Origin of the sequence: Mycobacterium gordonae (genome assembly GCF_001417955.2) — a bacterium.
Classification (GTDB): Bacteria; Actinomycetota; Actinomycetes; order Mycobacteriales; family Mycobacteriaceae; genus Mycobacterium; species Mycobacterium gordonae_B.
This window is the reverse complement of the sequence record NZ_LKTM01000311.1, coordinates 15,568-41,209: the sequence shown is the minus strand read 5'-3', so window position 1 is coordinate 41,209 and position 25,642 is coordinate 15,568. Positions and strand designations below refer to the sequence as shown.

General features: G+C 65.7%; 28 protein-coding genes, 1 tRNA gene and 1 pseudogene. 14 read left to right on the top strand and 16 right to left on the bottom strand.

Going from position 1 to position 25,642, the window contains the following annotated elements; genetic code table 11:
• The first annotated feature begins 146 nt into the window (after window positions 1-146).
• On the top strand, window positions 147-905 hold the full coding sequence (locus AO501_RS21560) for a TetR/AcrR family transcriptional regulator (RefSeq protein ID WP_055579648.1): 759 nt from the start codon (window positions 147-149) through the stop codon (window positions 903-905).
• Between the two features lie 15 nt (window positions 906-920).
• On the opposite strand, the gene AO501_RS21555 is transcribed toward AO501_RS21560, so the two are convergent.
• Window positions 921-1,811 carry an enoyl-CoA hydratase/isomerase family protein gene (locus tag AO501_RS21555; protein ID WP_055579647.1) on the bottom strand — a complete coding sequence of 297 codons (891 nt, stop codon included), beginning with the start codon at window positions 1,809-1,811 and terminating at the stop codon, window positions 921-923.
• On the bottom strand, window positions 1,808-2,488 hold the full coding sequence (locus AO501_RS21550) for a hypothetical protein (RefSeq protein ID WP_055579646.1): 681 nt from the start codon (window positions 2,486-2,488) through the stop codon (window positions 1,808-1,810). The genes AO501_RS21555 and AO501_RS21550 overlap by 4 nt, the downstream gene beginning before the upstream one ends.
• 159 nt (window positions 2,489-2,647) lie before the next feature.
• Between AO501_RS21550 and AO501_RS21545 the strand changes: the two genes are divergently transcribed.
• From AO501_RS21545 to AO501_RS21520, 6 genes are read left to right on the top strand one after another with little or no spacing between them, the layout of a single operon-like run.
• The gene (locus AO501_RS21545; protein ID WP_055579645.1) at window positions 2,648-3,469 is read left to right on the top strand and encodes an enoyl-CoA hydratase/isomerase family protein; all 822 of its coding nucleotides are present in this window, start codon (window positions 2,648-2,650) and stop codon (window positions 3,467-3,469) included.
• Window positions 3,470-3,502: 33 nt separating this feature from the next.
• The gene (locus AO501_RS21540; protein WP_055579644.1) at window positions 3,503-4,309 is read left to right on the top strand and encodes an enoyl-CoA hydratase/isomerase family protein; all 807 of its coding nucleotides are present in this window, start codon (window positions 3,503-3,505) and stop codon (window positions 4,307-4,309) included.
• Complete coding sequence (locus AO501_RS21535; RefSeq protein ID WP_055579662.1) at window positions 4,309-5,088, top strand: enoyl-CoA hydratase/isomerase family protein; 780 nt, start codon at window positions 4,309-4,311, stop codon at window positions 5,086-5,088. The genes AO501_RS21540 and AO501_RS21535 overlap by 1 nt, the downstream gene beginning before the upstream one ends.
• Entirely contained in the window at window positions 5,088-6,530 is a 1,443-nt protein-coding gene (locus AO501_RS21530) for a class I adenylate-forming enzyme family protein (RefSeq protein ID WP_055579643.1), read from the top strand. Before AO501_RS21535 ends, AO501_RS21530 begins: the two co-directional genes overlap by 1 nt.
• Window positions 6,520-8,079 carry a class I adenylate-forming enzyme family protein gene (locus AO501_RS21525; RefSeq protein WP_055579661.1) on the top strand — a complete coding sequence of 520 codons (1,560 nt, stop codon included), beginning with the start codon at window positions 6,520-6,522 and terminating at the stop codon, window positions 8,077-8,079. The genes AO501_RS21530 and AO501_RS21525 overlap by 11 nt, the downstream gene beginning before the upstream one ends.
• Window positions 8,072-9,595 carry a class I adenylate-forming enzyme family protein gene (locus AO501_RS21520; protein WP_055579642.1) on the top strand — a complete coding sequence of 508 codons (1,524 nt, stop codon included), beginning with the start codon at window positions 8,072-8,074 and terminating at the stop codon, window positions 9,593-9,595. Before AO501_RS21525 ends, AO501_RS21520 begins: the two co-directional genes overlap by 8 nt.
• On the opposite strand, the gene AO501_RS21515 is transcribed toward AO501_RS21520, so the two are convergent.
• From AO501_RS21515 to fabG, 6 genes are all read right to left on the bottom strand, one after another.
• Window positions 9,571-9,930: a hypothetical protein gene (locus tag AO501_RS21515; protein ID WP_055579641.1), complete on the bottom strand. Its 360-nt coding sequence runs from the start codon at window positions 9,928-9,930 to the stop codon at window positions 9,571-9,573. The two genes, AO501_RS21520 and AO501_RS21515, sit on opposite strands and share 25 nt — an antisense overlap.
• A gap of 65 nt (window positions 9,931-9,995) precedes the next feature.
• Window positions 9,996-10,676 carry a GntR family transcriptional regulator gene (locus tag AO501_RS21510; RefSeq protein WP_055579640.1) on the bottom strand — a complete coding sequence of 227 codons (681 nt, stop codon included), beginning with the start codon at window positions 10,674-10,676 and terminating at the stop codon, window positions 9,996-9,998.
• Between the two features lie 4 nt (window positions 10,677-10,680).
• Entirely contained in the window at window positions 10,681-11,874 is a 1,194-nt protein-coding gene (locus AO501_RS21505; protein ID WP_055579639.1) for an acyl-CoA dehydrogenase family protein, read from the bottom strand.
• 14 nt (window positions 11,875-11,888) lie between these two features.
• Window positions 11,889-13,091 (bottom strand): CoA transferase, encoded by a 1,203-nt coding sequence (locus tag AO501_RS21500; protein WP_055579638.1) that lies wholly within the window; start codon window positions 13,089-13,091, stop codon window positions 11,889-11,891.
• The gene (locus tag AO501_RS21495; protein WP_055579637.1) at window positions 13,088-14,314 is read right to left on the bottom strand and encodes an acetyl-CoA C-acetyltransferase; all 1,227 of its coding nucleotides are present in this window, start codon (window positions 14,312-14,314) and stop codon (window positions 13,088-13,090) included. The genes AO501_RS21500 and AO501_RS21495 overlap by 4 nt, the downstream gene beginning before the upstream one ends.
• Window positions 14,311-15,051, bottom strand: coding sequence for a 3-oxoacyl-ACP reductase FabG (gene fabG, locus AO501_RS21490; protein ID WP_055579636.1), 741 nt, complete (start codon window positions 15,049-15,051; stop codon window positions 14,311-14,313). Before fabG ends, AO501_RS21495 begins: the two co-directional genes overlap by 4 nt.
• A gap of 110 nt (window positions 15,052-15,161) precedes the next feature.
• On the opposite strand from fabG, the gene AO501_RS21485 reads away from it, so the two are divergent.
• From AO501_RS21485 to AO501_RS21475, 4 genes and pseudogenes are all read left to right on the top strand, one after another.
• A complete protein-coding gene (locus AO501_RS21485) occupies window positions 15,162-16,331 on the top strand; it encodes an acyl-CoA dehydrogenase family protein (RefSeq protein ID WP_055579635.1) in 1,170 nt (389 codons plus the stop codon).
• Between the two features lie 67 nt (window positions 16,332-16,398).
• A pseudogene (locus AO501_RS40770) lies at window positions 16,399-16,494 on the top strand (helix-turn-helix transcriptional regulator); the annotation flags it as partial.
• 114 nt (window positions 16,495-16,608) lie between these two features.
• Window positions 16,609-17,046 carry a hypothetical protein gene (locus AO501_RS21480; RefSeq protein WP_055579634.1) on the top strand — a complete coding sequence of 146 codons (438 nt, stop codon included), beginning with the start codon at window positions 16,609-16,611 and terminating at the stop codon, window positions 17,044-17,046.
• A 12-nt stretch (window positions 17,047-17,058) separates the two neighbouring features.
• On the top strand, window positions 17,059-17,760 hold the full coding sequence (locus tag AO501_RS21475; protein ID WP_055579633.1) for a TetR/AcrR family transcriptional regulator: 702 nt from the start codon (window positions 17,059-17,061) through the stop codon (window positions 17,758-17,760).
• Here AO501_RS21475 and AO501_RS21470 read toward each other — a convergent pair whose 3' ends face one another.
• Together AO501_RS21470 and AO501_RS21465 are read right to left on the bottom strand one after the other, a co-directional pair.
• Window positions 17,761-18,828, bottom strand: coding sequence for a phosphotransferase family protein (locus AO501_RS21470; RefSeq protein ID WP_055579660.1), 1,068 nt, complete (start codon window positions 18,826-18,828; stop codon window positions 17,761-17,763).
• An 86-nt stretch (window positions 18,829-18,914) separates the two neighbouring features.
• Entirely contained in the window at window positions 18,915-19,535 is a 621-nt protein-coding gene (locus AO501_RS21465) for a TIGR03085 family metal-binding protein (RefSeq protein ID WP_055579632.1), read from the bottom strand.
• A 117-nt stretch (window positions 19,536-19,652) separates the two neighbouring features.
• On the opposite strand from AO501_RS21465, the gene AO501_RS21460 reads away from it, so the two are divergent.
• Window positions 19,653-19,871, top strand: a complete 219-nt coding sequence (locus tag AO501_RS21460; RefSeq protein ID WP_055579659.1) for a DUF3072 domain-containing protein — start codon at window positions 19,653-19,655, stop codon at window positions 19,869-19,871.
• On the opposite strand, the gene AO501_RS21455 is transcribed toward AO501_RS21460, so the two are convergent.
• The 3 genes from AO501_RS21455 to AO501_RS21445 all read right to left on the bottom strand — a co-directional run bounded on the left by AO501_RS21455 (window position 19,868) and on the right by AO501_RS21445 (window position 22,444).
• On the bottom strand, window positions 19,868-21,094 hold the full coding sequence (locus AO501_RS21455) for a fatty acid desaturase family protein (RefSeq protein WP_055579631.1): 1,227 nt from the start codon (window positions 21,092-21,094) through the stop codon (window positions 19,868-19,870). The genes AO501_RS21460 and AO501_RS21455 overlap by 4 nt on opposite strands.
• 11 nt (window positions 21,095-21,105) lie before the next feature.
• Window positions 21,106-22,236 (bottom strand): ferredoxin reductase, encoded by a 1,131-nt coding sequence (locus tag AO501_RS21450; RefSeq protein ID WP_055579630.1) that lies wholly within the window; start codon window positions 22,234-22,236, stop codon window positions 21,106-21,108.
• A gap of 125 nt (window positions 22,237-22,361) precedes the next feature.
• Window positions 22,362-22,444 (bottom strand) — tRNA-Leu (locus AO501_RS21445).
• Between the two features lie 139 nt (window positions 22,445-22,583).
• Here AO501_RS21445 and AO501_RS21440 point away from each other — a divergent pair.
• Both AO501_RS21440 and AO501_RS21435 read left to right on the top strand, forming a co-directional pair.
• A complete protein-coding gene (locus AO501_RS21440; RefSeq protein WP_055579629.1) occupies window positions 22,584-22,967 on the top strand; it encodes a hypothetical protein in 384 nt (127 codons plus the stop codon).
• Window positions 22,964-23,314, top strand: coding sequence for a DUF3817 domain-containing protein (locus AO501_RS21435; protein WP_055579628.1), 351 nt, complete (start codon window positions 22,964-22,966; stop codon window positions 23,312-23,314). The genes AO501_RS21440 and AO501_RS21435 overlap by 4 nt, the downstream gene beginning before the upstream one ends.
• A 1-nt stretch (window position 23,315) precedes the next feature.
• On the opposite strand, the gene rdgB is transcribed toward AO501_RS21435, so the two are convergent.
• The 3 genes from rdgB to AO501_RS21420 form a co-directional block, all read right to left on the bottom strand.
• Complete coding sequence (rdgB, locus tag AO501_RS21430) at window positions 23,316-23,915, bottom strand: RdgB/HAM1 family non-canonical purine NTP pyrophosphatase (RefSeq protein WP_055579627.1); 600 nt, start codon at window positions 23,913-23,915, stop codon at window positions 23,316-23,318.
• Window positions 23,912-24,691 (bottom strand): ribonuclease PH, encoded by a 780-nt coding sequence (gene rph, locus AO501_RS21425; protein ID WP_055579658.1) that lies wholly within the window; start codon window positions 24,689-24,691, stop codon window positions 23,912-23,914. The genes rdgB and rph overlap by 4 nt, the downstream gene beginning before the upstream one ends.
• 129 nt (window positions 24,692-24,820) lie before the next feature.
• Complete coding sequence (locus AO501_RS21420) at window positions 24,821-25,600, bottom strand: cyclic nucleotide-degrading phosphodiesterase (protein WP_055579657.1); 780 nt, start codon at window positions 25,598-25,600, stop codon at window positions 24,821-24,823.
• Between the last annotated feature and the right edge of the window lie 42 nt (window positions 25,601-25,642).

Sequence of the window (25,642 nt, the reverse complement as noted above, 5' to 3'; positions counted from 1 at the left end):
ATGGCCTAGCCTGTGGCTCATTCGATGGGTGCAGCACGTTCTGAGTCCGCCCGCCCGGCGATCTATATCAAAAAGCCTACGATAGGTATTACAGTAGCAGACGGAAAACCCGTGAGCGGGGCAGATATCAGTGGAGGTACCCCGGAGTGGCAAAGCAGGCGACCGCGGAGAAGCGGCAGCGGCGCGAACGCGGGTCCATCAATCCCGACGACATCATCAGCGGCGCTTTCGAACTGGCAGAACAGGTTTCGATTGACAACCTGAGCATGCCACTGCTCGGCAAACACCTGGGGGTCGGAGTCACCAGTATCTACTGGTACTTCCGCAAGAAGGACGACCTGCTCAACGCGATGACCGACCGCGCCCTGAGCAAGTACGTGTTCGCCACCCCGTACGTCGAGGCCAAAGACTGGCGCGACACACTGCGCAACCATGCGCGGCTGATGCGGAAGACGTTCATGGGCAACCCCATTCTCTGCGACCTGATCCTGATCCGGGCGGCGCTGAGCCCGAAGGCGGCTCGCGTCGGAGCCCAGGAGATGGAGAAGGCGATCGCCAACCTGGTCGAGGCGGGACTGTCGCCCGAGGATGCGTTCGACACCTACTCCGCAATCTCGCTGCACGTCCGCGGATCCGTGGTGCTGCATCGCCTGCACGAGAAGAACCAATCCTCGCAGGATGGCACGCGCTCCATCGAAGAAGCGGTAGCCGTGGACCCGCAGACCACGCCATTGATCGCTCAGGTCACCGGCAAGGGCCACCGCATCGCCGCCCCCGATGAGACGAACTTCGAATACGGCCTCGAGTGCATCCTCGACCACGCGGGTCAATTGATCGAGGCGGGCGCATCAAAGGCAGCGAAGTCCGCACCGCGCAAGGCCGCCGGGCGCAAGACCGCTCGTTAAGGCCCGAATTGGTTGCTAGCCTTCGGGTTCCGGCACATGGAAGTGTTGGTCGCGCAACCGGAACGCCTCCTTGGTGCCGTACTGCGCGCGGGTCTTGACGAAATTGAACTCATCGGGCGCGAACTGCAGGTTGGTGCCGAACGCGTGGAACAGGTAACTGGCGACTTCCTCACCCTGATAGGCCTGGCTCTGTTCCACCAATCGGAAAGCCTCCTTGGCGATGACGACCCCGTCGGCCGGCATCTTGGCCGCCTTCTGCGCCCAGTACCGCGCACGTGCCGTCACTGACCCGGAATCACATGTCTCGGTGAAGATCCCGAGATGCGCGACATCACCGGCCTCGATGACATCGCCGGTCAGCAGCAGGCGCCGGGCCAGTACCGGACCCAACCGGTGGAAGAACATGTGCAGACTGCCCAGAGCCGGACCGAGAAAGCGTGTCGCCGGCATGCCGATCTTGGTGTCACCGGCGATCACCGAGATATCGGTCATCAACGCCATCTCGAATCCACCGCCCAGGGCGTACCCGGCGATCTCTCCCACCGTGACCTTCGGGAAGCCCATCAGGTAGTGATAGAAGCCGAATGACTTGCGGTCCACGGTGAGCCGACGACGCTGACTGGGCTTCTTCCGAGCCGCACTATCGTCACCGGCGGCTTCGCCGTACCAGCCGTAGGCGTTGTCCATATCCGCCCCGGTGCTGAATGTGCCACCGGCGCCACGCAACAGCACCACGGTGAGTTCGTCGTCTTCGGCGACCTGATCCAGGCACCGTGCCATCGCGTCGCGCATGGCCGGGTCGTAGGTGTTGCGCCGCTCCGGATTGTTCAGGGTGATGGTGGCGATCCGCTGCTCACGGTCGACATCGAAGAGGACCCGGTCATCGGTGGTGTCCGTGGCGGTCATGAGTCGGACTCCTTTCGGCGTCTGCCGAATTGGGTGGTGGAGAGCTGATCGGGTCGCGCGGCCACGGTGTTCACCTCACCGACGCAAACCACCGCGCCGTCGTGCAGTAGCCGGGCCGTCGACGTGATCGCCCGGTCGACCCGTGACCGGGTGATCTCGAACCGCAGCTCGGTCAGCACAGGTGTCGGGCGACGGAACGTGACGGTCAGCGACCGCGTCTTGCCGGAGAGCCCGGTGACGCAGTTGTGATGCTGCATCACGCAATCGAAGAAAACACCGATGAAGCCGCCGTGCACCAAACCCGGTGGTCCCTCGTAGGCCAAGGGGAAGGCAACGGTACCGGTGGCGTACCCGGAGTCGAGTCGTTCAAAGCGATACTCGGGAAAGCACGGGTTGTAGGCGCCGATGTCGGTCGCGTGGTCGAGGTAGACCCGGCGATCATCATCGGCCCGGACACCGATGCGCGGAGCCAGATCTGCCGGCACCGCGGCGGCCAGTTCGCGTTCCCAGTCTTCGAACTGTCCCAGCATGGTTTTCACAGTGGGGTACGGATGTTCCAGTGACAGCAGCAGCGAGATGAGGCGGCGGATGGCGCCGGCCGCAGCGACGGTCTGGGCAAGCGGCGCTTCGCCAAACCTGGCGCTACCGGGAGCCGCCTCGCCTGTGCCGTCGGTCATGCTTCCTCAACGTTCCGGGCTGCCCGGTTTCGGGCGTTCCCACGGTGCTGTTTTCGCCGGTAGGGTTTCCTTGCTAACTTATACACCGTAGCAATCGTATCGCCTACTGTATGGGTAACCGTATCGATCGGGCGCTGGGCGGAAAGGCCGGTTTCGAGGGTGAGCCAGGACGCCGGCGCGGCAGCTGCCGAAGGTTCGGTGACGGCGTCGCGCAGCGGCGGGATGCTGCGAATCGTCCTGGACCGTCCGGCTCGGCGTAATTCGTTGACGCCGTGGATGATCGGGCGCCTGATCGAGTTGCTCACCGAGGCCGCCACCGATGATTCGTTGCGGGTGGTGCACCTCGGTGGCGCGGGCAATGACTTCTGCGCGGGCGCGGACTGGGTGGCCACCAACGACTCCAGCGACGAGCGGCCACGCGCCGGCGCCCTGGTGCGGCGAGTGCCGCACGCCGCGCACCGCGTCATCGAGCTGATCCACACGATCCAGTTACCGGTGGTCTGCAGCGTGCGTGGCTGGGCCGTCGGCATGGGCTGCAATCTCGCGCTGGCCGCCGACTTCACCGTGGCCGCCGTCGATGCCATGTTCTGGGAGCCATTTGTGGAGCGCGGGTTCAGCCCGGATTCCGGTGCTACCTGGCTGCTGCCCCGCTTGATCGGCCTCGCCCGCGCCCGACGAATGCTGTTGTTGGGCGAGAAAGTCAGCGCGGCGGATGCGGCCGACTGGGGTTTGATTCATCACGCCGTAGCCCCATCTGCACTCGACGACAGCGTGGACGCATTGCTGACGCGCCTGGCCGGCGGCCCGACCGTTGCCATCGGGCTGGCCAAGCAGGCCATGAACTACGCCGCGCACGCGACCCTGGGTCAAGCGATGACTCAAGAGCTTTTCAATCTGGAAATGTCATGCCGGACCAAGGATTTCAAAGAAGGTCTGGACGCCTTTCGGCAGCGGCGCGCACCGGAATTCCGGGGCCGTTGAGTGGCATCCGGAGAGCTGAGAGGGGAAGCGGCCATGCCTGCGTTCGACAACATCCTTTACGAAGTCGACGGGCATACGGCCACCATCACCCTGAATCGCCCGGCGGCGCTGAACGCCCTGAGCCCGCACATGATCACCGAACTGCGGGCCGCCTACGACGAAGCCGAGAATGACGACCGGGTCTGGCTGACCATCGTCACGGGCACCGGCCGCGCGTTCTGCACGGGAGCCGACGTCAAGGCGATCCCCGAAGACGGCAAGGTGATCTACGAGCGGCCGTACCTGTCGACCTACGACCAGTGGGAGGCGCCGCAGGAAGGGACCCCACCGTTTCGAAGCACCGCCAAACCGGTGGTGACCGCGGTCAACGGCCTGTGCTGCGGGGCGGGCATGGACTGGGTGACCACGTCCGACATCGTCATCGCCTCCGAGCAGGCCACGTTCTTTGATCCGCATGTCAGCATCGGACTGGTGGCGGGACGGGAGATGGTTCGCGTATCGCGGGTGCTGCCGCGCTCGATCGCGCTGCGAATGGCGTTGATGGGCAGGCACGAACGGATGGATGCGCAACGGGCCTACCAGCTCGGGCTGGTCAGCGAGGTCGTCGAGCACGATCGCCTGTTGGACCGGGCCCGTGAGATCGCCGACATCGTCAACTCGAACGCTCCGCTGGCGGTCCGGGGGACCAGACTGGCCATCCTCAAAGGCCTCAACGTCCCACTGCACGAGGCCGAGATACTGGCCGAGACATTCCGCGAGCGGGTCCTGCGCACCGACGACGCGCAAGAGGGCCCCAGGGCGTTCGTCGAGAAGCGCAAGCCGGATTGGCAGTGCCGCTGATGAGCATTCGAACGATCGAACTCGAGGTCGACGCTGCCGACCATGTCGCGACCATCACGCTGAACAGGCCCACGCGGCTCAATGCGTTCAACCGGACCATGTGCCGGGAGATGGCCGACGCATGGCGGACGGTCAAGCTCGACGACTCTGTGCATGCGGTGGTGTTGCGCGCGGCAGGCCCAAGGGCTTTCAGCGCCGGACTGGATGTTACGGAGCCCTACGGCCAACCCGACAACATCTGGAACCACGAGGACCCCGGCGAATTTCTGAGCCCCAAGTGGCAGAAGATGTGGAAGCCGGTGGTGTGCGCGGTCCAAGGGATGTGCACCGCGGGAGCGTTCTACTTCGTCAATGAATCCGACGTGGTCATCTGCTCCACGGACGCAACGTTTTTCGACTCGCATGTGTCCGCCGGACTGGTGTGCGCGCTGGAGCCGATCGGGCTGATGCGCCGCATCGGCCTTGGGGAGACGCTGCGGATGGCGCTGATGGGTAACGACGAACGCGTCAGCGCCGACACTGCCCTGCGTATCGGACTGGTGTCGGAAGTCGTTGAGCCCGAATGTTTATGGCCGCGGGCACACGAAATCGCGGCGGCTATCGCGGCCAAGCCGCCGGCGGCCACCCAGGGCACTGTGAAAGCGATCTGGGAATCGCTCGACAAGCCCTACCGCGTGGCGATGGAGCAGGGCCTGATCTATACCCGTCTGGGCAACCCGATCGGCACCGCGCAACTGGCCGCGGGGGACGCTGAGCAGCGGAAGCCCAAGATCCGGTAGTGCCCGTTCACCCGCTCAGCCAGCGCATCGCCGATGCGCTGGCCTTGCAACCGGACGCACCGGCCATCGAGTTCGACGGCCGGTGGTTCTCCTGGGGGCAGATCGGGACGGCGGCCCACCGGATCGGTTCGTCGTTGCCGGGATCCGATGTCGGAATCTTGTTGCGCAACCGGCCCGCACAGGTGGCCGCGCTGCTCGGTGTGCTGATGAGCGGCGCGACCGTGGTGACCATCAACCCGGCTCGCGGGGACGAACGCACCCGGGCCGACGTCGCAGGGTTGCGGTTGTCCGTGGTGCTGGGCGAACCGGACGACCTGACCGCAGTACTCACCGAAAACCCGGATAACGCAACGATTTCGCTTGCTGGCATCTTCGACGGGCCCGACCGGTCGATGACGGTGGTGGGGCCGCGTTCGGGGGTCGCGGTGCGGATGCTGACCAGCGGCACCACCGGCCCACCCAAACGCATCGACCTCAGTTACGACACACTGGCCCACAGCGTGATGGGCCCGGACTACCGCACCGCACCCCCGCCTGCCGAGGTGCGGCGCGGTGTCGCGGTCGTCAACTCGCCGCTGGTTCACATCGGTGGGGTCTACCGGGCATTGCAATGCGTGGTCGAAGCGCGGCCATTCGTTCTGCTGGATCGCTTCGAGCTCAACAGCTGGGCCGCAGCGGTACGCAAGCACCGGCCACGCACGGTGTCGCTGGTTCCGGCAGCCTTGCGGACCGTGTTGCACTCCGGCCTGACCCGCGACGACCTGGCCGGCGTCCGCACCGTCACCTGCGGCACGGCACCGTTGTCGGCCGACGACGCCGATGCCTTCACCGCGAAGTACGGCATTCCCGTGCTCACCTCCTATGCCGCAACCGAATTCGGTGGGGGTGTCGCCGGCTGGACGCTGGCCGACCACCAGCGGTACTGGGCCGCCAAGCGCGGCAGCGTGGGCCGCGCCAATACCGGCACGCAGCTACGCGTCGTCGACGAGACCGGCTCTGTGGTCGGCCCCGATCAAGTCGGCCGGCTCGAGGTCAGGCCCGCGCAGCACACCTCGGCGCAGTGGATGAAGACTACGGACCTGGCCCGCATCGACGCGGAGGGCTTCGTCTGGATCGTGGGGCGGGCGGACCAGGCCATCATCCGCGGCGGGTTCAAGGTGATGCCCGACGACGTGCGCAGCGCGCTGGAGACCCACCCCGCGGTGGCCGGGGCGGCCGTCATCGCACGCGCCGACGCGCGGCTCGGCGAGACGCCGGTGGCCGTGGTGGAACTGCGGACACCCGCCACCACCGAGGACCTGGTGTCCCACCTGTGGAAGCGCCTGGCGAGATATGAGATTCCCACCGACATCGTCGTCGTCGAGACGATTCCCCGCACGCCCTCCGGTAAGCCCGACCTCGGCGCGATCCGCGAGCTTTTCCGGCGTGACCATGCCCGCTGAACCGGCCACGATCGCGAAGCTGCTTCGACAACAGGCTGATTCGCGCCCTCGCCACCCGATGCTGGTCAGCGACGGCGACCGCATCGGCTATGACGAGGCCGAAGAACGCTCGGCGCGCCTGGCCCGAGGGCTGATAGCACTGGGAGCGGGCAAGGGCACTCACGTGGGTCTGCTCTATCCCAACGGTCCCGACTTCGTGGTCGCAACGCTGGCGGCCGCCCGCGTCGGCGCGGTCGTGGTGCCGTTCTCCACCTTCGCCACGGCGCGCGAACTGCGCGAACAGCTGGTGCACGCCGATGTGGCGATGCTGTTGAGCGCCAGCTCTTTCCGATCCCACGACTACGCGCGGCGCCTCGCCGAGGCTTTCGATGGCGAGAACCTCGACGGTGAGCTCTTCCTCACCGACGCGCCGCTGCTGCGCCACATCACCGACATCGAGCGGGTGTCACAGCTCAGTTCGAACATCCCCGCGGAACTGTTGCGCGCGATGGAGGACGACGTCGACGGCTGCGACGTGTTGACCATCGTCTACACGTCCGGCTCGACGAGTGCCCCCAAGGGGGTGGTGCACACCCAGGCCGCGCTGATCGGCCATCAGCGCAACCTCAATGCGATCCGCGGGTTGACCCCGGATGACAGGCTGTTCTGCAATTCGCCGTTCTTCTGGATCGGCGGCTTCGCGTTCGCACTCCTGGCGACGCTGGTCGCCGGATCGACTCTGGTGTGTTCCAACTCGACTGACGCGGGTGCCGTGCTCGATCTGATCGAAACCGAGAAGCCGACCCTGACCAACGGTTTCGTCGCCGGGGTGGCCCACCTGACCGATCATCCGAGCTACCCCGAGCGCGATCTTTCGTCACTGCGTCGAGGAAATCTGTATCCGATCATGGCCCCGGAGGTCCGCCCATCCGATCCGGAGCTGCGACACAACATGCTGGGCATGACCGAAGCTGGAAGTGTCCTGCTGATCAGCGCGGACGAATCCGATCAACCGGAGCAGCGGCGCGGCTCGTACGGCAGAGCGGCGCCAGAGATCCAGACGTTGATCGTCGACCCGGATACCGGCGGGCAAGTGCGACCCGGGGAGGTCGGCGAACTGTGGATCCGGGGACCGTACGTCATGCAGGGCTATTACAAACGCACCCGCGAGGAGTGCTTCGACGCAGACGGCTGGTTCCACACCGGCGATCTGCTCAGCGCGGACGATGACGGATTCTTTTATTTCGCCGGCCGACTGGGCAGCATGATCAAGACCGCCGGCGCCAATGTCTCTGCCGCCGAGGTGGAGAGGGCGATGGCCGGCATCGGCGTCACCGCGCACGTGGTCGGGATACCCGACGCGACGCGCGGGCAGCTGGTGGCCGCGGTGGTAGTCCTGCCCGACGCGTCGCACGGCTTCGACGAGGCGGCGCTGCGGTTGCGCCTTCGGACGGAACTCTCCGCCTACAAGATCCCACGTCGCTTCGTTGCCCTGCCGCGCGGCCAGATACCGCTGCTGTCCAGCGGAAAGATCGACACGCTGCGACTCAGGAAGCTGTTCGATGACTGACACCATCGATCGTCTGGTGCGACAGCAGGCCGCCGCTCATGACGCCAAGGCCGCGGTGATCGACCCCACCGGCCGTCTCAGCTACCGCGAAATAGACTCCACCACAGCTGAACTGGCCGCCGCATTGATCCGCTCGGGGGTGCGTAAAGGCACCCGGATGGGGTTAATCATGCCCAACTGCACCCGCTGGGTGCAGATCGCCGTCGCGGCGACCCGCATCGGCGCGGTCCTGGTACCGCTGAGCACACTGCTGCGGCCCGCCGAACTCATCGCCCAACTGCGGACGGCGGCCGTGCAGGTACTGGTGGGCCTCGAGGAGTTCCGCGGGCACCGGTACCTCGACGCCGTCCACTCGGTCTCGCGTGCCGAACTTCCTGCTTTACAACGCGTCTGGACAGCCGAGGGGCTGCAGCACCTCACCGCCGACGGACCGGCCCGCCGGATCGTCGACGCCATGGCTGCAACGGTGACCCCGGCCGATCCGCTCGTCATCATCTTCACCTCGGGAAGCAGCGGCGCACCCAAGGGCGTCATGCATTCGCACGGCGGTGCTTTGAGCGCGGTGCGCTCCGGCCTCGCGGCACGCTGCATCAACTCACACAGTCGCCTGTATCTGCCCATGCCGTTCTTCTGGGTGGGCGGCTTCGGCAGCGGCATCCTGTCCGCGCTGCTGGCCGGAGCCACCCTGGTGACCGAGGAACGGCCCGCACCCGCCACCACCCCGCGGCTGTTGGAGCGTGAGCGGGTCACGCTGTTCCGCGGCTGGCCCGATCAGGCCGAAGCCCTGGCACGGCACCCGGATCGGGCTGATGTCGACCTTTCCGCGCTGCGTCCCGGCAGCCTGGAGGCGCTGCTGGCCCTGGAGCAGCGTGCCCAACCCGGCTCGCGGGCAACGTTGTTCGGCATGACGGAGGCATTCGGACCGTACTGCGGCTATCCGGCCGACACCGACCTGCCAGTGACGGCGCGGGGCAGCTGCGGAAAACCGTTCGCCGGCATGGAAGTCCGCATCGTCGATCTCGAGTCGGGTCGACCGGTTCCGGCCGGAACTGTCGGCATGATCCAGCTGCGGGGGTCCCACACGCTGCGCGGCATCTGCCGGCGCAGCCGCGAAGAGGTGTTCACCACCGACGGCTTCTACCCCACCGGCGACCTGGGCCGCCTCGACACAGACGGCTTTCTCTATTTCCACGGCCGATCCGACGACATGTTCAAGGTCAGCGGCGCCACCGTCTATCCCGGTGAAGTCGAACGGGCACTCCGCGGCATCGTCGGCGTCCACAACGCCTTCGTCACCGACGTCGACGGCCAGGTTGGTGCCGCGGTGCTGGGTAGCGGACTGGACGCCGGCCGGCTGCGCAGTGCGGCACGAGAAGTGCTGAGCGCGTTCAAGATTCCATCGGTGTGGCTTTTGCTGAACTCCGATGACGACGTGCCCCGTGGCGGTACCGGAAAGGTCGACACCCGTCGGCTGCGGGAGCTGCTGAGTGCTCAGGGCACCCGCGTCCAGGGCTGACAGTTCTGCGACTCGAACGCCTTCACCGAGGTGTTGATGTTGGCGAACATCGGGCCGACCGAGATATTCGTCTGCAGCACATGCTCCTTGTTCGCATCGGGCGTGCTGTAGGTGAACCACGCGCACATCGAGTCCTGGGTCGGCACATTGTTGATCCACACCCCGAACGTCGAGGCCGACCCTGCCGTGCGGTAGAGACCGGGCGCTATGTCAGGCCCGACCACGAACACGCCGTTGCCTGGTATCGGGTCCAATGGCTCGGCTCCGGCCGGAGGCGCCGCCGTGATCGCTGACACGCAGGCCATGAGCACCGCGGTGGTAGGCAATACGCGCATTTGATTCCCCTGTCCTGCGACCCGTACGGGCAGCGTATGTCTCCGGTCGCGCCACGACAAGGCCGTCAGTGCTCGGCTCGAACCACCACCCCACGCTCGATGAGGTGGTCGATCAGCGGAATCGCGCTGGCGGCCAGATGTTCCGACATGGCGGCACGGGCCTGCTCCGCGTCATGCCTGGCCAGCGCATCCAGCACCCTCCGATGGTCCTTGACGGCTTGGTCGGGCCAGTGCTCGATCATCGGGAACACCGACTCGGGGGCGTAGCGGGTGATCTGCGACATCAGTTGCGCGAGTTTGGCCGAATCCGCGGCGATATTGATGGCCCGGTGGAACTCGTGGTTCAGTCGCACCGTGCGCTCGTCGTCGTCGGCGGCGTACGCGGCCTCGAGCTGATTCTGGATCTGCTGGAGTTCGCGCAACTGGTCATCGGTGATGTTCAGCGCGGCACGCGCGGCGAGTTGTCCGCCGACGTGGGCCTGAACGTTGGCGACATCGGCGAGGTCGCGTTGCGTCAGCGGCAGCACCACAAAGCCGCGTCGGGGTTGTTGGGCGACAAGACCTTCGGCGCGCAGCGCGAACAGTGCCTCCCGCACCGGCGTCACGCTGATGCCGAGTTCCATGGCCAGCTGGTCCAGCCGCACGTACTGCCCCGCGGCGTAGGTGCCCTCGAAGATCCGCTTCCGCACGAAGGCCGCGACGTCCTCGGAAAGTTGCGGACGCGCACCGAAGTCGGGAACGGTCATGGCTTCACACCCGGTACTCGTCGAGCAGCCGCTTGCTGATGATGGACTTCTGGATCTCGCTGGTGCCCTCGCCGATCAGGAGGAACGGGGCATCGCGCATCAACCGCTCGATCTCGTACTCCTTGGAGTAGCCGTAGCCGCCGTGAATCCGGAAACTCTGCTGGGTCACCTCGGAACAGAACTCGCTGGCAAGGTATTTCGCCATTCCCGCGGCCACGTCGTTGCGTTCCCCGGAGTCCTTCAAGCGCGCGGCGTTGACCATCATCAGATGGGCGGCTTCGACTTTGGTAGCCATCTCGGCCAACTGGAATGCGATGGCCTGGTGATCGGCGATCGGCTTGCCGAAGGTCTGCCGCTGCTGGGCGTAGCGCACCGCCAGTTCGAAGGCGCGGAGCGCGATCCCGCAGGCACGGGCCGACACGTTGACCCTGCCGACTTCGATGCCGTCCATCATCTGGAAGAAGCCCTGGCCGGGTCGGCCGCCCAGGATGTCATCGGCACTGGCGCCATAGCCGTCGAAGATGAGTTCGGTGGTGTCGATACCCTTGTATCCCAGCTTGTCGATCTTGCCGGGGATGATCAGGCCGGGCACCACTTCGCCGAATCCCGTTGGCTTCTCGACGAGAAAGGCCGTCAGGTTGCGGTGCGGTTTGTCCGCACCTTCGTCGGTGCGCACCAGCACCGCCACCAGCGTCGAGCTACCGCCGTTGGTGAGCCACATCTTCTGGCCGTCGATGGTGTAGGTCCCGTCGGAGTTGCGGGTGGCGCGGGTGCGGATGGCGGCCACATCCGACCCCAGTTCCGGTTCTGACATCGAGAAGGCGCCGCGCGTTTCGCCGGTGGCCATGCGCGGCAGGAATCGTTGCTTCTGTTCGTCGGTGCCGTGCTGACGCAGCATGTACGCGACGATGAAATGGGTGTTCAGCACACCCGATACGCTCATCCAGCCGCGGGCAAGCTCTTCGACACACAACGCGTAGGTCAGCAGCGACTCCCCCAGCCCGCCGTACTCCTCCGGGATCATCAGCCCGAACAGGCCCATGTCGCGCAATCCGTCGACGATGGCCTGGGGATAGGAGTCGCTGTGCTCGAGTTCCTGGGCGTTGGGTATGACTTCCTTGTCGACGAATTGGCGCACGGTGGACACGATCTCGGTTTGGACGTCGGTGAGGCCGAGTGTCTGGGCGAGTTTGGTCATGTGCTGGATTCCTCTCAGCCTGCGATGGTTTTCGCGCCGGCCAGCCGCGTGATGTCGTCGGCCGTCAGACCCAGGTACTCGGCCAGCACGTCGGCGGTGTCCGCCCCGAGCGCCGGCGCGGCCGCGCTGGCGAGGTGGACACCATCGAAGGCGGCCGGCATGGCCGGGGCCAGATAGTCGCCTACTCCCGGCTGGTGCAGGCGGGAAAACAGCGGGTTGGCGGTCACTTTCGGGTCCCCGGCCACCTCGGCGAAGGTGCGGTACCTCTCGTGCAGCACGGTGGTAGCGGCCAGCGCCGCGCCGATCTGCTCGGCATCGTGGTCGGCGAACCAGACGGCGAACAGACCCGACAGCACATCGCGATACCGGTAGCGGTCCCCTTCCGAACCGAAGTCCACCTGCAGCGCCTCGGCCAGCGCCGCGACGGCCGCACCGGTGCCGGTCACCTCCACCAGGTCGCGAAAATGCCGTCGCGTCAACAGCACGACCATGAACCTGACCCCGTCGCGGCTCACGAAATCCTGACCGTACTGGCCGAAAATGGAGTTACCCACTCGCGGCCGCTGGGTCCCGAGCACCTGCGGTTCGGTCAGCAGGCCCAAATTTCCCGCGGTGGCCAGCGCGACGTCTTCGAGCGCGATGCTGACGCGGGCTCCGTGACCCGACTGGTCCCGGCGGCGCACCGACGACACGACGGCCAGCGCGGCATACAGACCGCAGCTGACGTCCCAGGCCGGCAACACATGGTTGATCGGGCCGGCGTGCTCGGCCGGACCGGTGACGAGCGGGAAGCCGACGGCGGCGTTGACGGTGTAGTCCACCCCGGTGGACCCGTCGCCGCGTCCCAGCAGCTGGACGTGGATGACGTCGGGCCGCATCGCCGCCAAGGCCTCGTACCCCAGCCAGGTCATACCGGCGGCGTTGCTGACGATGATCCCATCGGATTCGGTGACCAGTCGCTGGACCAGTTCCCGTCCTTCATCGGAGCGCAGATCGACGGTGACCGAACGCTTTCCCTTGTTGAGCCCGGTCCAGTAGATGGAGGTGCCGTCGTCTGCCAGCGGCCAGCGCTGCACATCTGCTGCACCGCCGATCGGATCGATGCGAATCACGTTCGCACCCAACTGGTTCAGCGTCATGCCGCACAACGGTGCGGCGACGAAGCTGGATACCTCGATGACGGTGATGCCGTCCAGCGGCAGCGCGGGGCCGCTCATGTCACCCGCTCGAACACGGCCGCCAGTCCCTGGCCGCCGCCGATACACATGGTCTCCAGGCCGTAGCGCGCCCGGCGGCGGTGGAGTTCGCGTGCCAGGGTGGCCAGCATCCGTCCGCCGGTGGCTCCCACCGGATGACCCAGCGAGATTCCCGAGCCGTGCACGTTGGTGCGGTCGTGGTCGGCGGCACCGAACTTCCACTCACGCATCACCGCAAGGGCCTGGGCGGCAAAGGCTTCGTTGAGTTCGATGAGGTCGATGTCGCTGAGTTGGAGCCCGGCTTTGGCCAGCGCAACGTCGGTGGCCGGCACCGGCCCGATACCCATGATGTTCGGCGCCACCCCGGCCTGACCCCACGACACCAGACGCACCAGCGGCGTCAGGTCCAAGTCGGCCGCCTTGTCGGGGGTGGTCACCACACACATGGACGCGGCGTCGTTCTGCCCGCTGGCGTTGCCCGCGGTCACGGTGGACTCCGGGTCTTCCTTGGCGAGAACCGGTTTCAGCCTGCTGAGCGATTCCACCGTGGTGTCGGCGCGCGGGTGTTCGTCGGTGGCGATCACGTCTTCACCCTGGCGGGTGCGCACCGTCACCGGCACGATTTCCTCGGCGAGGATGCCGTTTTTCTGTGCCGCGATGGCGCGCTGGTGTGAGCGCACCGCCAGCTCGTCTTGTTCACGGCGCGAGATGCCGTACTGCCGCCGCAGATTCTCGGCGGTCTCCAGCATGCCGCCCGGAACCGGGTAGTGGCGGCCGCCGGCCGTGGTGCGCCCGCGGGCCAGGCCGTCGTGCACCTGGACGCCGGAACGTGCCCCGCCCCAACGCATATCGGTGGAGTAGAAGGCGACGTTGCTCATGCTTTCGCAGCCGCCGGCGATCACCAGGTCGTTGTCGCCGTTAACGACCTGCAGGCAGGCTTGGATCACCGCCTGCAGGCCCGACCCGCAGCGCCGGTCGACCTGCATTCCCGGAACGGTCACGGGCAGCCCGGCATCCAGGGCCACCACCCGTCCGATCGCGGGTGCCTCGCTGCTCGGATAGCAGTGGCCGAGAATGACGTCCTGGACGGCGTCGGGGGCAAGGCCGGTGCGCTGCAGCAGCCCGGTCAGCGCTGCGACACCGAGGTCAACGGCGCTCAGCGACTGGAACATCCCTCCGTAACGGCCGATGGGTGTCCGGATGGGTTCACAGATCACCGCTTCCCGACGAGCGCCAGTCGTCACAGGTGCCGGCCCCCGGTGATCTCCATGACCGTGCCGGTCATGTACGAGGACAGATCCGAGGCCAGAAACAAAGCGACACTTGCCACTTCGCTGGGCTCACCCGCGCGGCCCATCGGGACCTCGGCGACCTTCGAGTCCCAGATGCGCTGCGGCATGGCCTCCGTCATCGCCGATCGGATCAACCCGGGGGCGATCGCGTTCACCCGGACACCCAGGTAGGCAAGCTCCTTGGCGGCGGCTTTCGTCATCCCGACGATCCCGGCCTTCGCAGCTGAATAATTAGTCTGGCCAACCATTCCGACCTTGCCCGACACCGAAGACATGTTGATGATGGCACCGCGCTTGTTCTCCCGCATGATCGCGGCGGCCAGCCGGGTTCCGTTCCACGTCCCCTTGAGGTGCACGTTGATGACCTGGTCGAACTGCTCCTCGGTCATCTTGCGCATGGTCGCGTCACGGGTGATCCCGGCGTTGTTGACCATGATGTCCAGGCCGCCGAATCGCGAGAGGGCGGTGTCCAGCAGCGATTGCACCTCATCGGCTTTCGTCACATCGCACCGCACTGCAGCGGCCACATCATCGCCACCGAGCTTGTCGGCCGCCGCCTGGGTTGCCTCCAGATTGACGTCGCCGAGCACCACCCGGGCGCCCTCTGCGACGAATCTTTCTGCGATCGCGAGTCCGAGTCCTTGCGCTGCCCCCGTGATCACCGCGGTCTGACCGTCCAACAACGACACCCGTGCACCCCTTCGTCGTGGCCCGCAGCCGGGCACTCATCAGCCAATATCGTATTTCATATATGATATTGCCTTGCCAGTGCCAATCCTGCCAGAAGGAGCTGCCTCACATGACTTCAGCGGTCCCCGAAGTCTCTGACGAGGATTTTCAGGAAATCCTGGCGCAGACCCGCCACTTCATCCGCACCGCCGTCGTCCCGCGTGAGCAGGAGATCCTTGACGAGGACCGGGTGCCCGACGATCTGCGTGACCAGGCTAAGAAGATGGGCCTCTTCGGCTACGCGATCCCGCAGGAGTTCGGCGGGCTCGGGCTCAACCTGGTGCAGGACGTCGAGATGGCGATGGAACTGGGGTACACCTCGTTGGCGTTGCGGTCGATGTTCGGCACCAACAACGGCATCGCGGGCCAGGTCCTGGTCGGGTTCGGCACCGACGAACAGAAGGGTCGTTGGTTGGAGTCGATCGCGTCCGGGGACACCGTCGCCTCCTTCGCCCTGACCGAACCCGGCGCCGGCTCCAACCCGGCCGGCCTGAAAACGAAAGCCGTTCGTGACCAACGGGACTGGGTCATCGACGGGCAGAAGCGGTTCATCACCAACGCCCCCGTCGCCGACCTGTTCGTCGTCTTCGCCCGCACCCGGCCCGCCGACGACAAGGGTCCGGGCATCGCGGTGTTCCTGGTGCCGGCCGACGCGCCGGGCGTGGAAGTCGGGGTCAAGGACGCCAAGATGGGCCAGGAAGGCGCCTGGACCTCCGACGTCAGCTTCAACGAAGTACGCGTCGACGACACCGCGCTCATCGGCGGCAATGAAGACATCGGCTACCGCGCGGCCATGACCTCCCTGGCGCGCGGACGCGTTCACATCGCCGCGATCGCCGTGGGTGCGGCACAACGCGCGCTTGACGAATCCGTGGCCTACGCCGCGACCGCAACCCAGGGCGGCACGCCGATCGGCAACTTCCAGCTGGTACAGGCGATGCTGGCCGAGCAGCAGACCGGCGTGTTGGCCGGACGTGCGCTGGTCCGCGACACGGCACGACAGTGGGTCGACAATTCCGACCGGCGCATCGCGCCGTCGGCGGCCAAGCTGTTCTGCACCGAGATGGCAGGGAAGGTAGCCGATCTCGCGGTGCAGGTACACGGGGGCAGTGGCTACATGCGCGGGGTTCCGGTCGAACGCATCTATCGCGATGTGCGACTGCTGCGACTCTACGAGGGCACCAGCGAGATTCAGCAACTGATCATCGGGTCCAACCTGGTCAAGGCGGCACAGCGCTAGGCCGGCGCCAGAATTCTCGACCGCTCCCACGAAGATCTACGCGCATGCGCCGATGTTCTTCTCCCGAGCCAAGGTGTCGGCCGACGAGGCGGTCGCCTATGCGCAACGAGGCCGCGGGGAACGCAAACGACCCGCCAGCGGATGGGATTCCCTGACGCCGACCGTGCTCGTCGGGACTAACCCACTCGCGAATTTTAGACCGCTGGTCTATAATTAGACCAGTGGTCTAATCGGGACGGAAGAGCCGCCACCGACACGAAGAACACGGAGTCGAGGCATGAGCACTACTGTCACCACGATCGACCGATCACAGCGCACCCGCTCGTTCGCCCGGGTGCTCGGCCCGTTCATTGCCGTGGTTCCCGCGATCGTCGCCGTCCGGGCCGCGAGCCTCGGCGGCCTGCTGTCCAGCTTCTCGACCGACCCCATGTGGCCATGGATGACCGGCGCGCTGCTTTTCTTCGGCGGCTCGTTCATCATTGCGTTCCACCAGTTTTGGCGCGGCATCGCGGCCGTGATCATCTCGCTGTTCGGATGGTTCCTGTTGCTGCGGGGTTTCGTATTGCTCGCCATGCCGCAGGCGATTGTCAACGCGGCACAGTCCGCGACTCAACCCTCCGGCTCCACCATCGGCCTGGTGCGGATCGGCTTCGGACTGCTCGCACTGTGTGGCATCTACCTCACCTATGTGGGGTGGGTGAAGAAGTCCGACTGAGTCGCCACCGTAATGGCACGTGTCATCAAGCAGAAAACCATCCGCCAAGCCGAAGTGCTGGACCAGGCCCTCGCGCTCTTTCTCGAACGCGGTTACGAAAACGTCAGCCTCAACGACCTACTCGCCACCGCAGGTACGTCCAAAGGTGCCTTCTATCACTACTTCCCGTCCAAGGAGGCACTGGTCGAAGCACTCGCTCAGCGCAGCGCCGAGGAGGCGTTCGAGGCGTTGCGGCCGGTATTCGCCCAGCCGGGCAAGAATGCGCTGCAGCGGCTCAACGCCGGACTTTCGGCGAGCTATCAAGTCAAGATGGCCATTGGGGCTCCGGAGCAGATCGCCGCGATGAGGTCACTGCTGACGCCACCGAACCGGCCACTTTTCCGGCGGATCGTCACCATCTGGGAGGACCTCTTTCGGCCGGTCCTTACCGAACTCATCGCCGAGGGCGTGCAAGAGGGGGTGTTCGACACCTTCGACCCGGAGGGGGTCGGTGACATGATTCAGGGGTTCGCCGCCAGCATGGATACGCACCTGGTTCGCATCATGAACGCGCCGGACACGCGGGCTCGGCGCAAAGCCATCGATGACGCGGTCAGGCGCCTGAGGCTGTACGGCGTTGCGACGGACCGGATCCTGGGGCTGCCCGACGGGTCGACAGTGGTGGTCACCCGCAAGCAGGTGGAGAAGATGGTGGCACTTCTACCGAGCGGGTGATCAACCGATCAGGTCCAGGGTCCCCAGGTCGCGAATCGCCTGACACCCGCGTGTGAGCATGGTCAGCACCATGTCGTCGCCGCGGTCGGTTGAGGACGCGAACGCGAACCCCAGCGCCGAGATCAGTGGCGCCTGAACAACTCCCAAGCGATAGTCACGCCAGCAGGTGTCGCGGTCATACCCGGTGACACCATGGGTCAGCAGCCCTTCGTGATAGTCGTCGACCAGGCCTTGCTCGATTTCCGCGCGAAGTGGCGAATCGAGGCTGGTGGCCGTGAAATACGCCAGATCCCGGGCCGGGAGCCCGATACCGAGCGTCTGCCAGTCGACGACGCTCACCCGGGTGCGATCGGGATCGAACAACAGGTTGTCCAGGCGGTAATCGCCGTGCAGCAACGCATACCGGTCGTGCTCGGAAAGCAACCACGGTGTCACCACACGCATTGTGGCGCTGAAGGTTTCACGATCCTGCTCGGTCATCCGGTCACCGAGCTTCTCTAGTGTGATGTCCGCACTCAGTTGCGCCACGTCACCGAGACCCTTGGCAGAGTCCTGATCGGGGCGGCCGAATGCGATGCCGGGCAGGTCCAGCCACTCCGGATCACACCAGGTCGGTCCGTGCAGGCCGGCCAACGCGGTCACCGCCAACCGCGCCTCCCTCGCACCGCAACCCGCGATCTGGTCGCCCTGCACCGCGGGCGCCTGGTCAGCCAGCAGCAGTGCGTATTCCATTGCGTCATTGGTGATCTCGCAGTAATAGCACTCCGGTACCGGCACCCGCACCCGGTCGGCGACGGAGCTGTAGAACGAGCATTCGCTGCGGTAACCGAAGACCACCCGATCCCGCACGGCGTCATCCTGTGCCGGCAACTTGATCACGAACGTCTCGGGAAGACCGCCGGGGTCCGAGCCGTAGGTGGCCGCCACCCGGTAGGTGGCCCCAGTTTGCCCGGTCCCGATCGCCACCACTTCTGCGCCGGCAACCTCCACCGACGTGCCGCGGCGACTGAGCACCGTCGACAACCACTCGGGCGTCACGTCGGTGGGGTAACGCGGGATCGACAACAGGGCACTCACCACACGCCTCCAGCCAGGTTACGAGCTACCTAGGAGAGACTGTAAGGCATACGGCATCGGCTTCCGTACCTCGCGGCCTAGAAGCCTTTGGGCGCTTCCCGGACGGCCCGCACCGCCGACTCGTCACCTTCGAAGTCAACCCGGGCTGCCCGGCCCACCGCAAACAGCAGCAGTTCTTCGGGCTCACCAGTCACCGTGACGGCCGGTCCGCTACCCGCAGTCAGTAGCGTCTTACCCTCGGTGGTGCGCAGCGCAACCCGTCCAGGCACTTTCGCCAGGGTGAGCCGGCCCATCAGCGGCACGGTCCGGGCCAGCCTGCTTTTCAGAGCAGGCTCGAGGGTGCGAGGCTCCCAGCTCGCGGCGGCGCGACGGACATCCTCGTGGTGGATGAACATCTCCGCCACGTTGATCAGCGGGTCGAGCACTTTGAACGGCGAGTAGGCAGGCGGACCGGATGCGACCTTGCCCACCAGCTCGTCCCACCCGGTGTGCTCAGCGACCTCGTTCTGGACCTTCTCGGTGTGTTTGGCGAAGAAGGGAATGAGTATGCCCGGGGCTGCGTCTGGGCGGTACTCTCTGACCACCAGATGAGCTGCCAGGTCGAGGGTTTTCCACCCTTCGCAGAGAGTCGGCGCCTCCGGCCCCGCGGCACGGATGGTCTCCACCAGCGCGGCCCGTTCGCGTTGTGCAATCGACACGTGATCTCCCGTCGGTTTCAGGCGGTACTGCGCAAACCCCGATCGTATCCATTCACCACAGATCCGTAGGTTTCGAAAGTTTGTGCGATGGCTATCCGGGGTGCGGAGGTGACAGCAATGACCAACAACGAAGCACTACAGGCCCCGCAAGAGAATCCCGAGAAGGACCCCGCGGACTGGGTGACCGGCGATGAACCGATGACCGGACCCCAACGCAGTTATGTGCAGACTCTGGCCCAGGAGGCCGGCGCCGATGTGCCCGACGACCTGACCAAGGCTCAGGCATCCGCGCTGATCGACGAGCTGCAGCAGAAAACCGGCCGGGGCACCGGTTAGGCTGCAGTCGAACGCAATTCGCGCAGTGCGGTGCGTAAACCGCGGCGCCGGCCTGTCTCGGGATCGATGAAGCTCTCCTTCAGGCCGGCGCGCACGCGAAACTTCAACTCCGAGCGCGTCTCCGGGGCGTCGTCGGATGTCGCCTTGAGCATGCTGTCCGGCAGCGCCAGCTTCAGAATCGTCCAGAACGACTGAAAGTACTGGCGACCAAGAGATCCTGTCGTATAGGGCAGGTCGTACTTCTCGCAAAGCTCGCGGACTCGAACCGAAATCTCGGCATAACGGTTGCTGGGCAGGTCCGGGAACAAGTGGTGCTCGATCTGGTAGCAGAGGTTGCCGCTGATGAACGCCATCACCGGTCCGGCGTTGAAGTTGGCAGATCCCAGCATCTGGCGCAGATACCACTCCCCCGGCGTCTCGTTCTCGAACTCCTCGACCGTGAACTTCTCTGCGCCGTCCGGGAAGTGACCGCAGAAGATCACCATGTAGGACCAGTAGTTGCGGATCAGGTTGGCCACGAAATTGGCCTTCATGGTCTGCTTCCAATTGCGGCCCGTCAACGCCGGGAACACCACGTAATCCTTGCCGGCCTGCTTGGCAACCTTCGTGCCGATCACGCGCAGATCCTTGCGCGCCTCCGCCCAGGTCTTCTCCTTCTTCCGGAGCTTCTTCGACTCGATGTGGTGCAATGCGACACCCCACTCGAACAGCGTGCCCAGCAGAATGTTGTAGATCGGGTTGCCGAGATAGTAGGGCTCCCAGGGTTCGTCGCGAGTCACCCGCATGATGCCGTAGCCGACGTCGGCGTCGAGGTCGACGACGTTGGTGTACTTGTGGTGGACGAAATTGTGCGAGTGCTTCCACTGCACGCTCGGGCAGGTGGTGTCCCACTCCCACTCGGTGGAATGGATCTCCGGGTCGTTCATCCAGTCCCACTGCCCGTGGGTGATGTTGTGGCCGAGTTCCATGTTCTCGATGATCTTGGCCATGCCGAGCATGCCGGTTCCGGCCAGCCAGGCGAACCTGTTTCTACTGGCGAACAACGCAATTCGGCCACCGGCGGCGAGCGCACGCTGCAACTGAATGGAGCGACGGATATAGCGGGCGTCGCGTTCGCCGCGGGACTCCTCGACTTCGGCACGGATCGCGTCCAACTCTTGCGCAAGCTGTTCGACGTCCTCGGCGGTCAGGTGGGCGTATTCCTTGATGTCGGTGATGGCCATCTGTTACTCCTTCAGATTTTGAGCGTGCAGTCGCCGGACGCGGTGGAAATGCAGGTCTGAATGCGGTCGCCTTCGCGGTGTTCGGTTCCCGACCGGAAGTCGCGGACATGCCCCGCTTCCAATGGCAGTACGCAGGTTTGGCAGATTCCCATCCGGCAACCGAAGGGCATCTGGATGCCGACCTTCTCACCGGCGTCCAGCAGCGAGGTGGCACCATCGATTTCGATCGTCTTGTCGGAGACCGAGAAGGTGACCGTTCCGCCTTCGCCGCCTTTGTCGGTGGCGGCGATCGTGAAGCGCTCCATGTGCAGTTGGTCGCTGAGATCAGCCTTCTCCCAGAGCTTTTCAGCGTCATCCAGTAGAGCAGATGGGCCGCAGACCCAGGCTGGTCGCTCTTTCCAGTCCGCGGCGATGTCGGCCAGCTTCCCGAATTCCAGGTGGCCATCAGTTCCGGTGAGCTGCAGATGAAGTCGGTAACCGGGCTGGGACTTCTCCAGTTCGCGCAGCTCTTCGCGGAAGATCACGTCGGCTTCGCTGGGCGCTGAGTGGATATGGACGATATCGGCCTTCTGCCCGCGTGACTGGAAGGTCCGCAGCATGGCCATCACCGGTGTGATACCGCTGCCGGCGGTGATGAAGAGGATCTTTTCCGGTGGCGGTTCGGGCAGCGCGAAATCCCCCTTGGGAGCGGCGAGCCGGACGATGGTGCCCGGTTTGACGCCCTCCACCAGGTGGGTGGACAGGAATCCCTCGGGAGTGGCCTTGACGGTGATGGTGATGTGCTTGTTGTCCCGGCGGGGAACCGAGGTCAACGAATACGAACGCCAGTGCCAGCGACCGTCGATCCGCAGACCGATGCCGACGTACTGACCGGCTTTGTAGTCCCCGGAGAATCCCCACCCCGGTTTGATCGTCACGGTGGCCGAGTCTTCAGTTTCCGGTTGTACACCCACAATCAGCCCACGAAGCTCGCGCGCGGACCAGAGGGGGTTGAGAAACTTCAGGTAGTCATCGGGCAACAGCGGCGTGGTCGCTCGGGCGGCCAGCCCGCGCGCGACGTTCGCCCAGGGCGTCGATGCTGTTTGAACACCTTCGGCCGGCGCTTTACTCCACTGCAAGACACTGCGAAGTGTCGAACCCATAGTTCTCCCCGGTGGCGTCAGAGGCTTCCGTGAGACGGTTGAAGCACGGTAACTATCAAACTTCCCGATCCGGGCGTTCGATAAACACTTGTTCGCTGAAGTGAGCGAAGTGCTTAGGGGCTGAGTGCGGGCGGAGGGACTCGAACCCACACGCTCTTTCGAGCAATGGCACCTAAAGCCATCGCGTCTGCCATTTCGCCACGCCCGCTGCGTTGCTCGATCGTACCGCTCGGCTTGAGCCGAGCCGTTGCGGACGCCGAGCGTGAAACCTGGGCGGAGAATCGGCGAATTCGCCGCCCTCAGCTCACGTTGGACGACGCCGTATCCCCACGCGGTACCGTCGTAGGGTGTCCACCCCGGTCCGTACGAGGCGCCGCCGACCCGCGTTGATTGTCCTGGTCGTCTTTGCGGCATGCGGCTGCCTGGCACTGGGCTGGTGGCAGTGGACTCGGTTCCAGTCGGTGTCGGGCGGCTACCAGAACCTCGGCTACGCGCTGCAGTGGCCGATGTTCGCCGCGTTCTGCGTCTATGCGTACCGTAAGTTCGTTCGCTACGAAGACGTCCCGCCCGCTCCGCGGGACACCGCCACCGAGATTCCGCCCGGCCTGCTTCCCGAACGCCCGAAACCCGAACCGCAACAGCCCGCTGATCCCGCACTGCGCGAGTACAACGCCTACCTGGCCGAACTCGCCAAAGACGATGCTGCACAGCAGAAAAGGACGACCGCATGAGCACCCCCGAGACGCCCGAGCGCAGCGCTTCGGCGTTCCCCGCCGAAAAGATCCGCACGGCGTTGCTGGCTTATCGGGTGATGGCGTGGACGACTGGTATCTGGCTGATCGTCCTGTGCGGCGAGGTCGTCTCGCACCTGGTCTACCACCACGAGATCCGGTGGATCGAAGTCGTGCACGGCTGGGTGTACTTCGTGTACGTGCTGGCCGCGTTCAACCTCGCGATCAAGGTCCGGTGGCCGATCGGCAAGACCATCGGCGTGCTACTCGCCGGCACCATCCCGCTGCTCGGCATCATCGTGGAACACCGGCAGACCAAAGAGGTCAAGGCCAACTTCCCGGTCTGACTTACAGCGCCCGCAGCGCCGGCAACAACAAGGCCAGCGCGCGGCCGCGGTGGGACACCGCGTCTTTCTCCGCTGGGCTGAGTTGCGCGGCCGTCCGGCCGTCGGCGTCGGCGGGCAGAAACACCGGGTCGTAGCCGAATCCGCCGTCTCCGCGGGGCTCGTGGGCGATCGTCCCGGGCCACTCGCCGCGCACGACCACCTCATGCGCATCGGAGACCAGCGCGCAGGCCGAGACGAACGCCGCGCCGCGCCGCTCGTCGGGCACGTCGCGCATCTGCGCCAACAACAGTGCGGTGTTGGCGGCGTCGTCGCCGTGGCTACCCGACCAGCGCGCGGACAGCACGCCGGGCATGCCGTTCAACGCGGCGACCTCCAGCCCGGAGTCGTCGGCGACGCTCGGCAATCCGCTGGCGGAGAACGCATCACGCGCTTTTGCGAGTGCGTTGTCCTCAAATGTCGCACCCGTCTCGGGCGCCTCGTCGAACGGCGGCACGTCATCCAGCGACAGCAGAGTGACCCCGGACAGTCCGGCGGCGTCGAGCACCCGTTGCAACTCGGCCAGTTTCTTACGGTTGCGGCTGGCCACCAAGAGCACGCTCAGCTTCCGAACGCCTTCGGCGACTTCGGCCCCTCGGGCAGCACGCCGGGGTAAGGCAGCGCCAATGCCTCACGCTGGGCGGCGAACAACTTGTCACATGCGCCCAACGCCATGTCGAGCAGCTTGTCCAAGGTCGAGCGCGGGAAGGTCGCGCCCTCGCCGGTGCCCTGCACCTCGACCAGGGTGCCGGTGTCGGTGGCAACAACGTTCATGTCGACCTCGGCGCGGGAGTCCTCCTCATAGGGCAGATCGACGCGGACCCGCCCGTCGACGACGCCGACGCTCACCGCCGCGATCGCACACGACAGCGGCCGGGGGTCAGAGAGCTTGCCGGCCGCCGACAGGTATGTGACGGCGTCGGCCAGCGCGACGTAGGCGCCGGTGATGGCCGCCGTCCGGGTACCGCCGTCGGCCTGCAACACGTCGCAGTCGACGGCGATGGTGTTCTCGCCGAGGGCGGCCAGGTCGATGCACGCCCGCAGCGACCGGCCGACCAACCGGCTGATCTCCTGGGTGCGCCCGCCGACGCGGCCCTTGACCGATTCCCGGTCCGATCGGGTGTGAGTGGCTGACGGCAACATCGCGTACTCCGCGGTGAGCCAGCCCAGGCCGGATCCCTTGCGCCAGCGCGGCACCCCTTCGGTGACGCTGGCAGTGCACATGACCTTCGTGCCGCCGAACTCGATCAGCACCGAACCCGCCGGGTGGTCGGTGAAACCGCGGGTGATGGTTACCGGGCGAAGCTCGTCGTCGAGGCGGCCGTCTTCTCTTTTGGACACGAGATCCACCCTATCGCCGGGCGTCTTGTGCGCACGGACGGCATTGAGTGTGCGGGCACTGCTTTCGGCGTGCGGTCACCGCGGCGATCCGCCGCAAATCACACGGTCACCGCACAAGGAGTAGCAACCTCAGCCCGCCCGCCGGACTTCGATGGTCTCGCCGGGCACGACCGCGTGCACGGGCCCGTCGAACTCGGCCTTGGCCTCGCTGATGACATCCTCGCGGGAGGTCCAGGGCGGAATGTGAGTCAGCAGCAACTCCCGCACGCCCGCCGCCGCCGCGGCGCGCCCGGCTTCGGTGCCGGACAGATGCAGGGCGGGCGGATGCTTCGGCGAGTGCGTCCACGACGCTTCGCAGAGGAAGACGTCCGCGCCTCGGGCCAGTTCGACGAGTTGGTCGCACTCACCGGTGTCCCCGCTGTAGACCAGGGAGGCTCCGCTCGGATCGGTGAAACGCAGTCCGAACGACTCCGTGGGATGCGCGACGACTCGGGGCAGCACGCTCAGTGCGCCGATGTTCACCGCCTCGCCGTCGACCCAGTGGCGCACATCGAAGATGTCCGAGCAATCGTCGATCTCGCCGCCGTAGGGAGACGAGGCCGCACCCAGCCGCGACCAGGTGTCGCTCGGCCCGTATAGCAACGCCTTGCCGTTCGGCTTGGCCGTGGGGTGGTACCGCCGCCAGACGAACAGACCCGGCACATCCAGGCAGTGGTCCGCGTGCAGATGCGACAGCAACACATGGACCGAACCCGGATCGGCATGTCTCTGCAGCGCGCCCAGCACACCCCCGCCGAAGTCGATAACAAGCGGTGGAGTGTCCGGTGCCCGAAGTAGATAACCCGACGCGGGCGAATCCGGACCCACGACGCTGCCGGAGCATCCGAGCACGGTTAGTCGCACGGACACCACTGTGCCATGCCCGTTACCACGATGGGGAAAACATCGCCG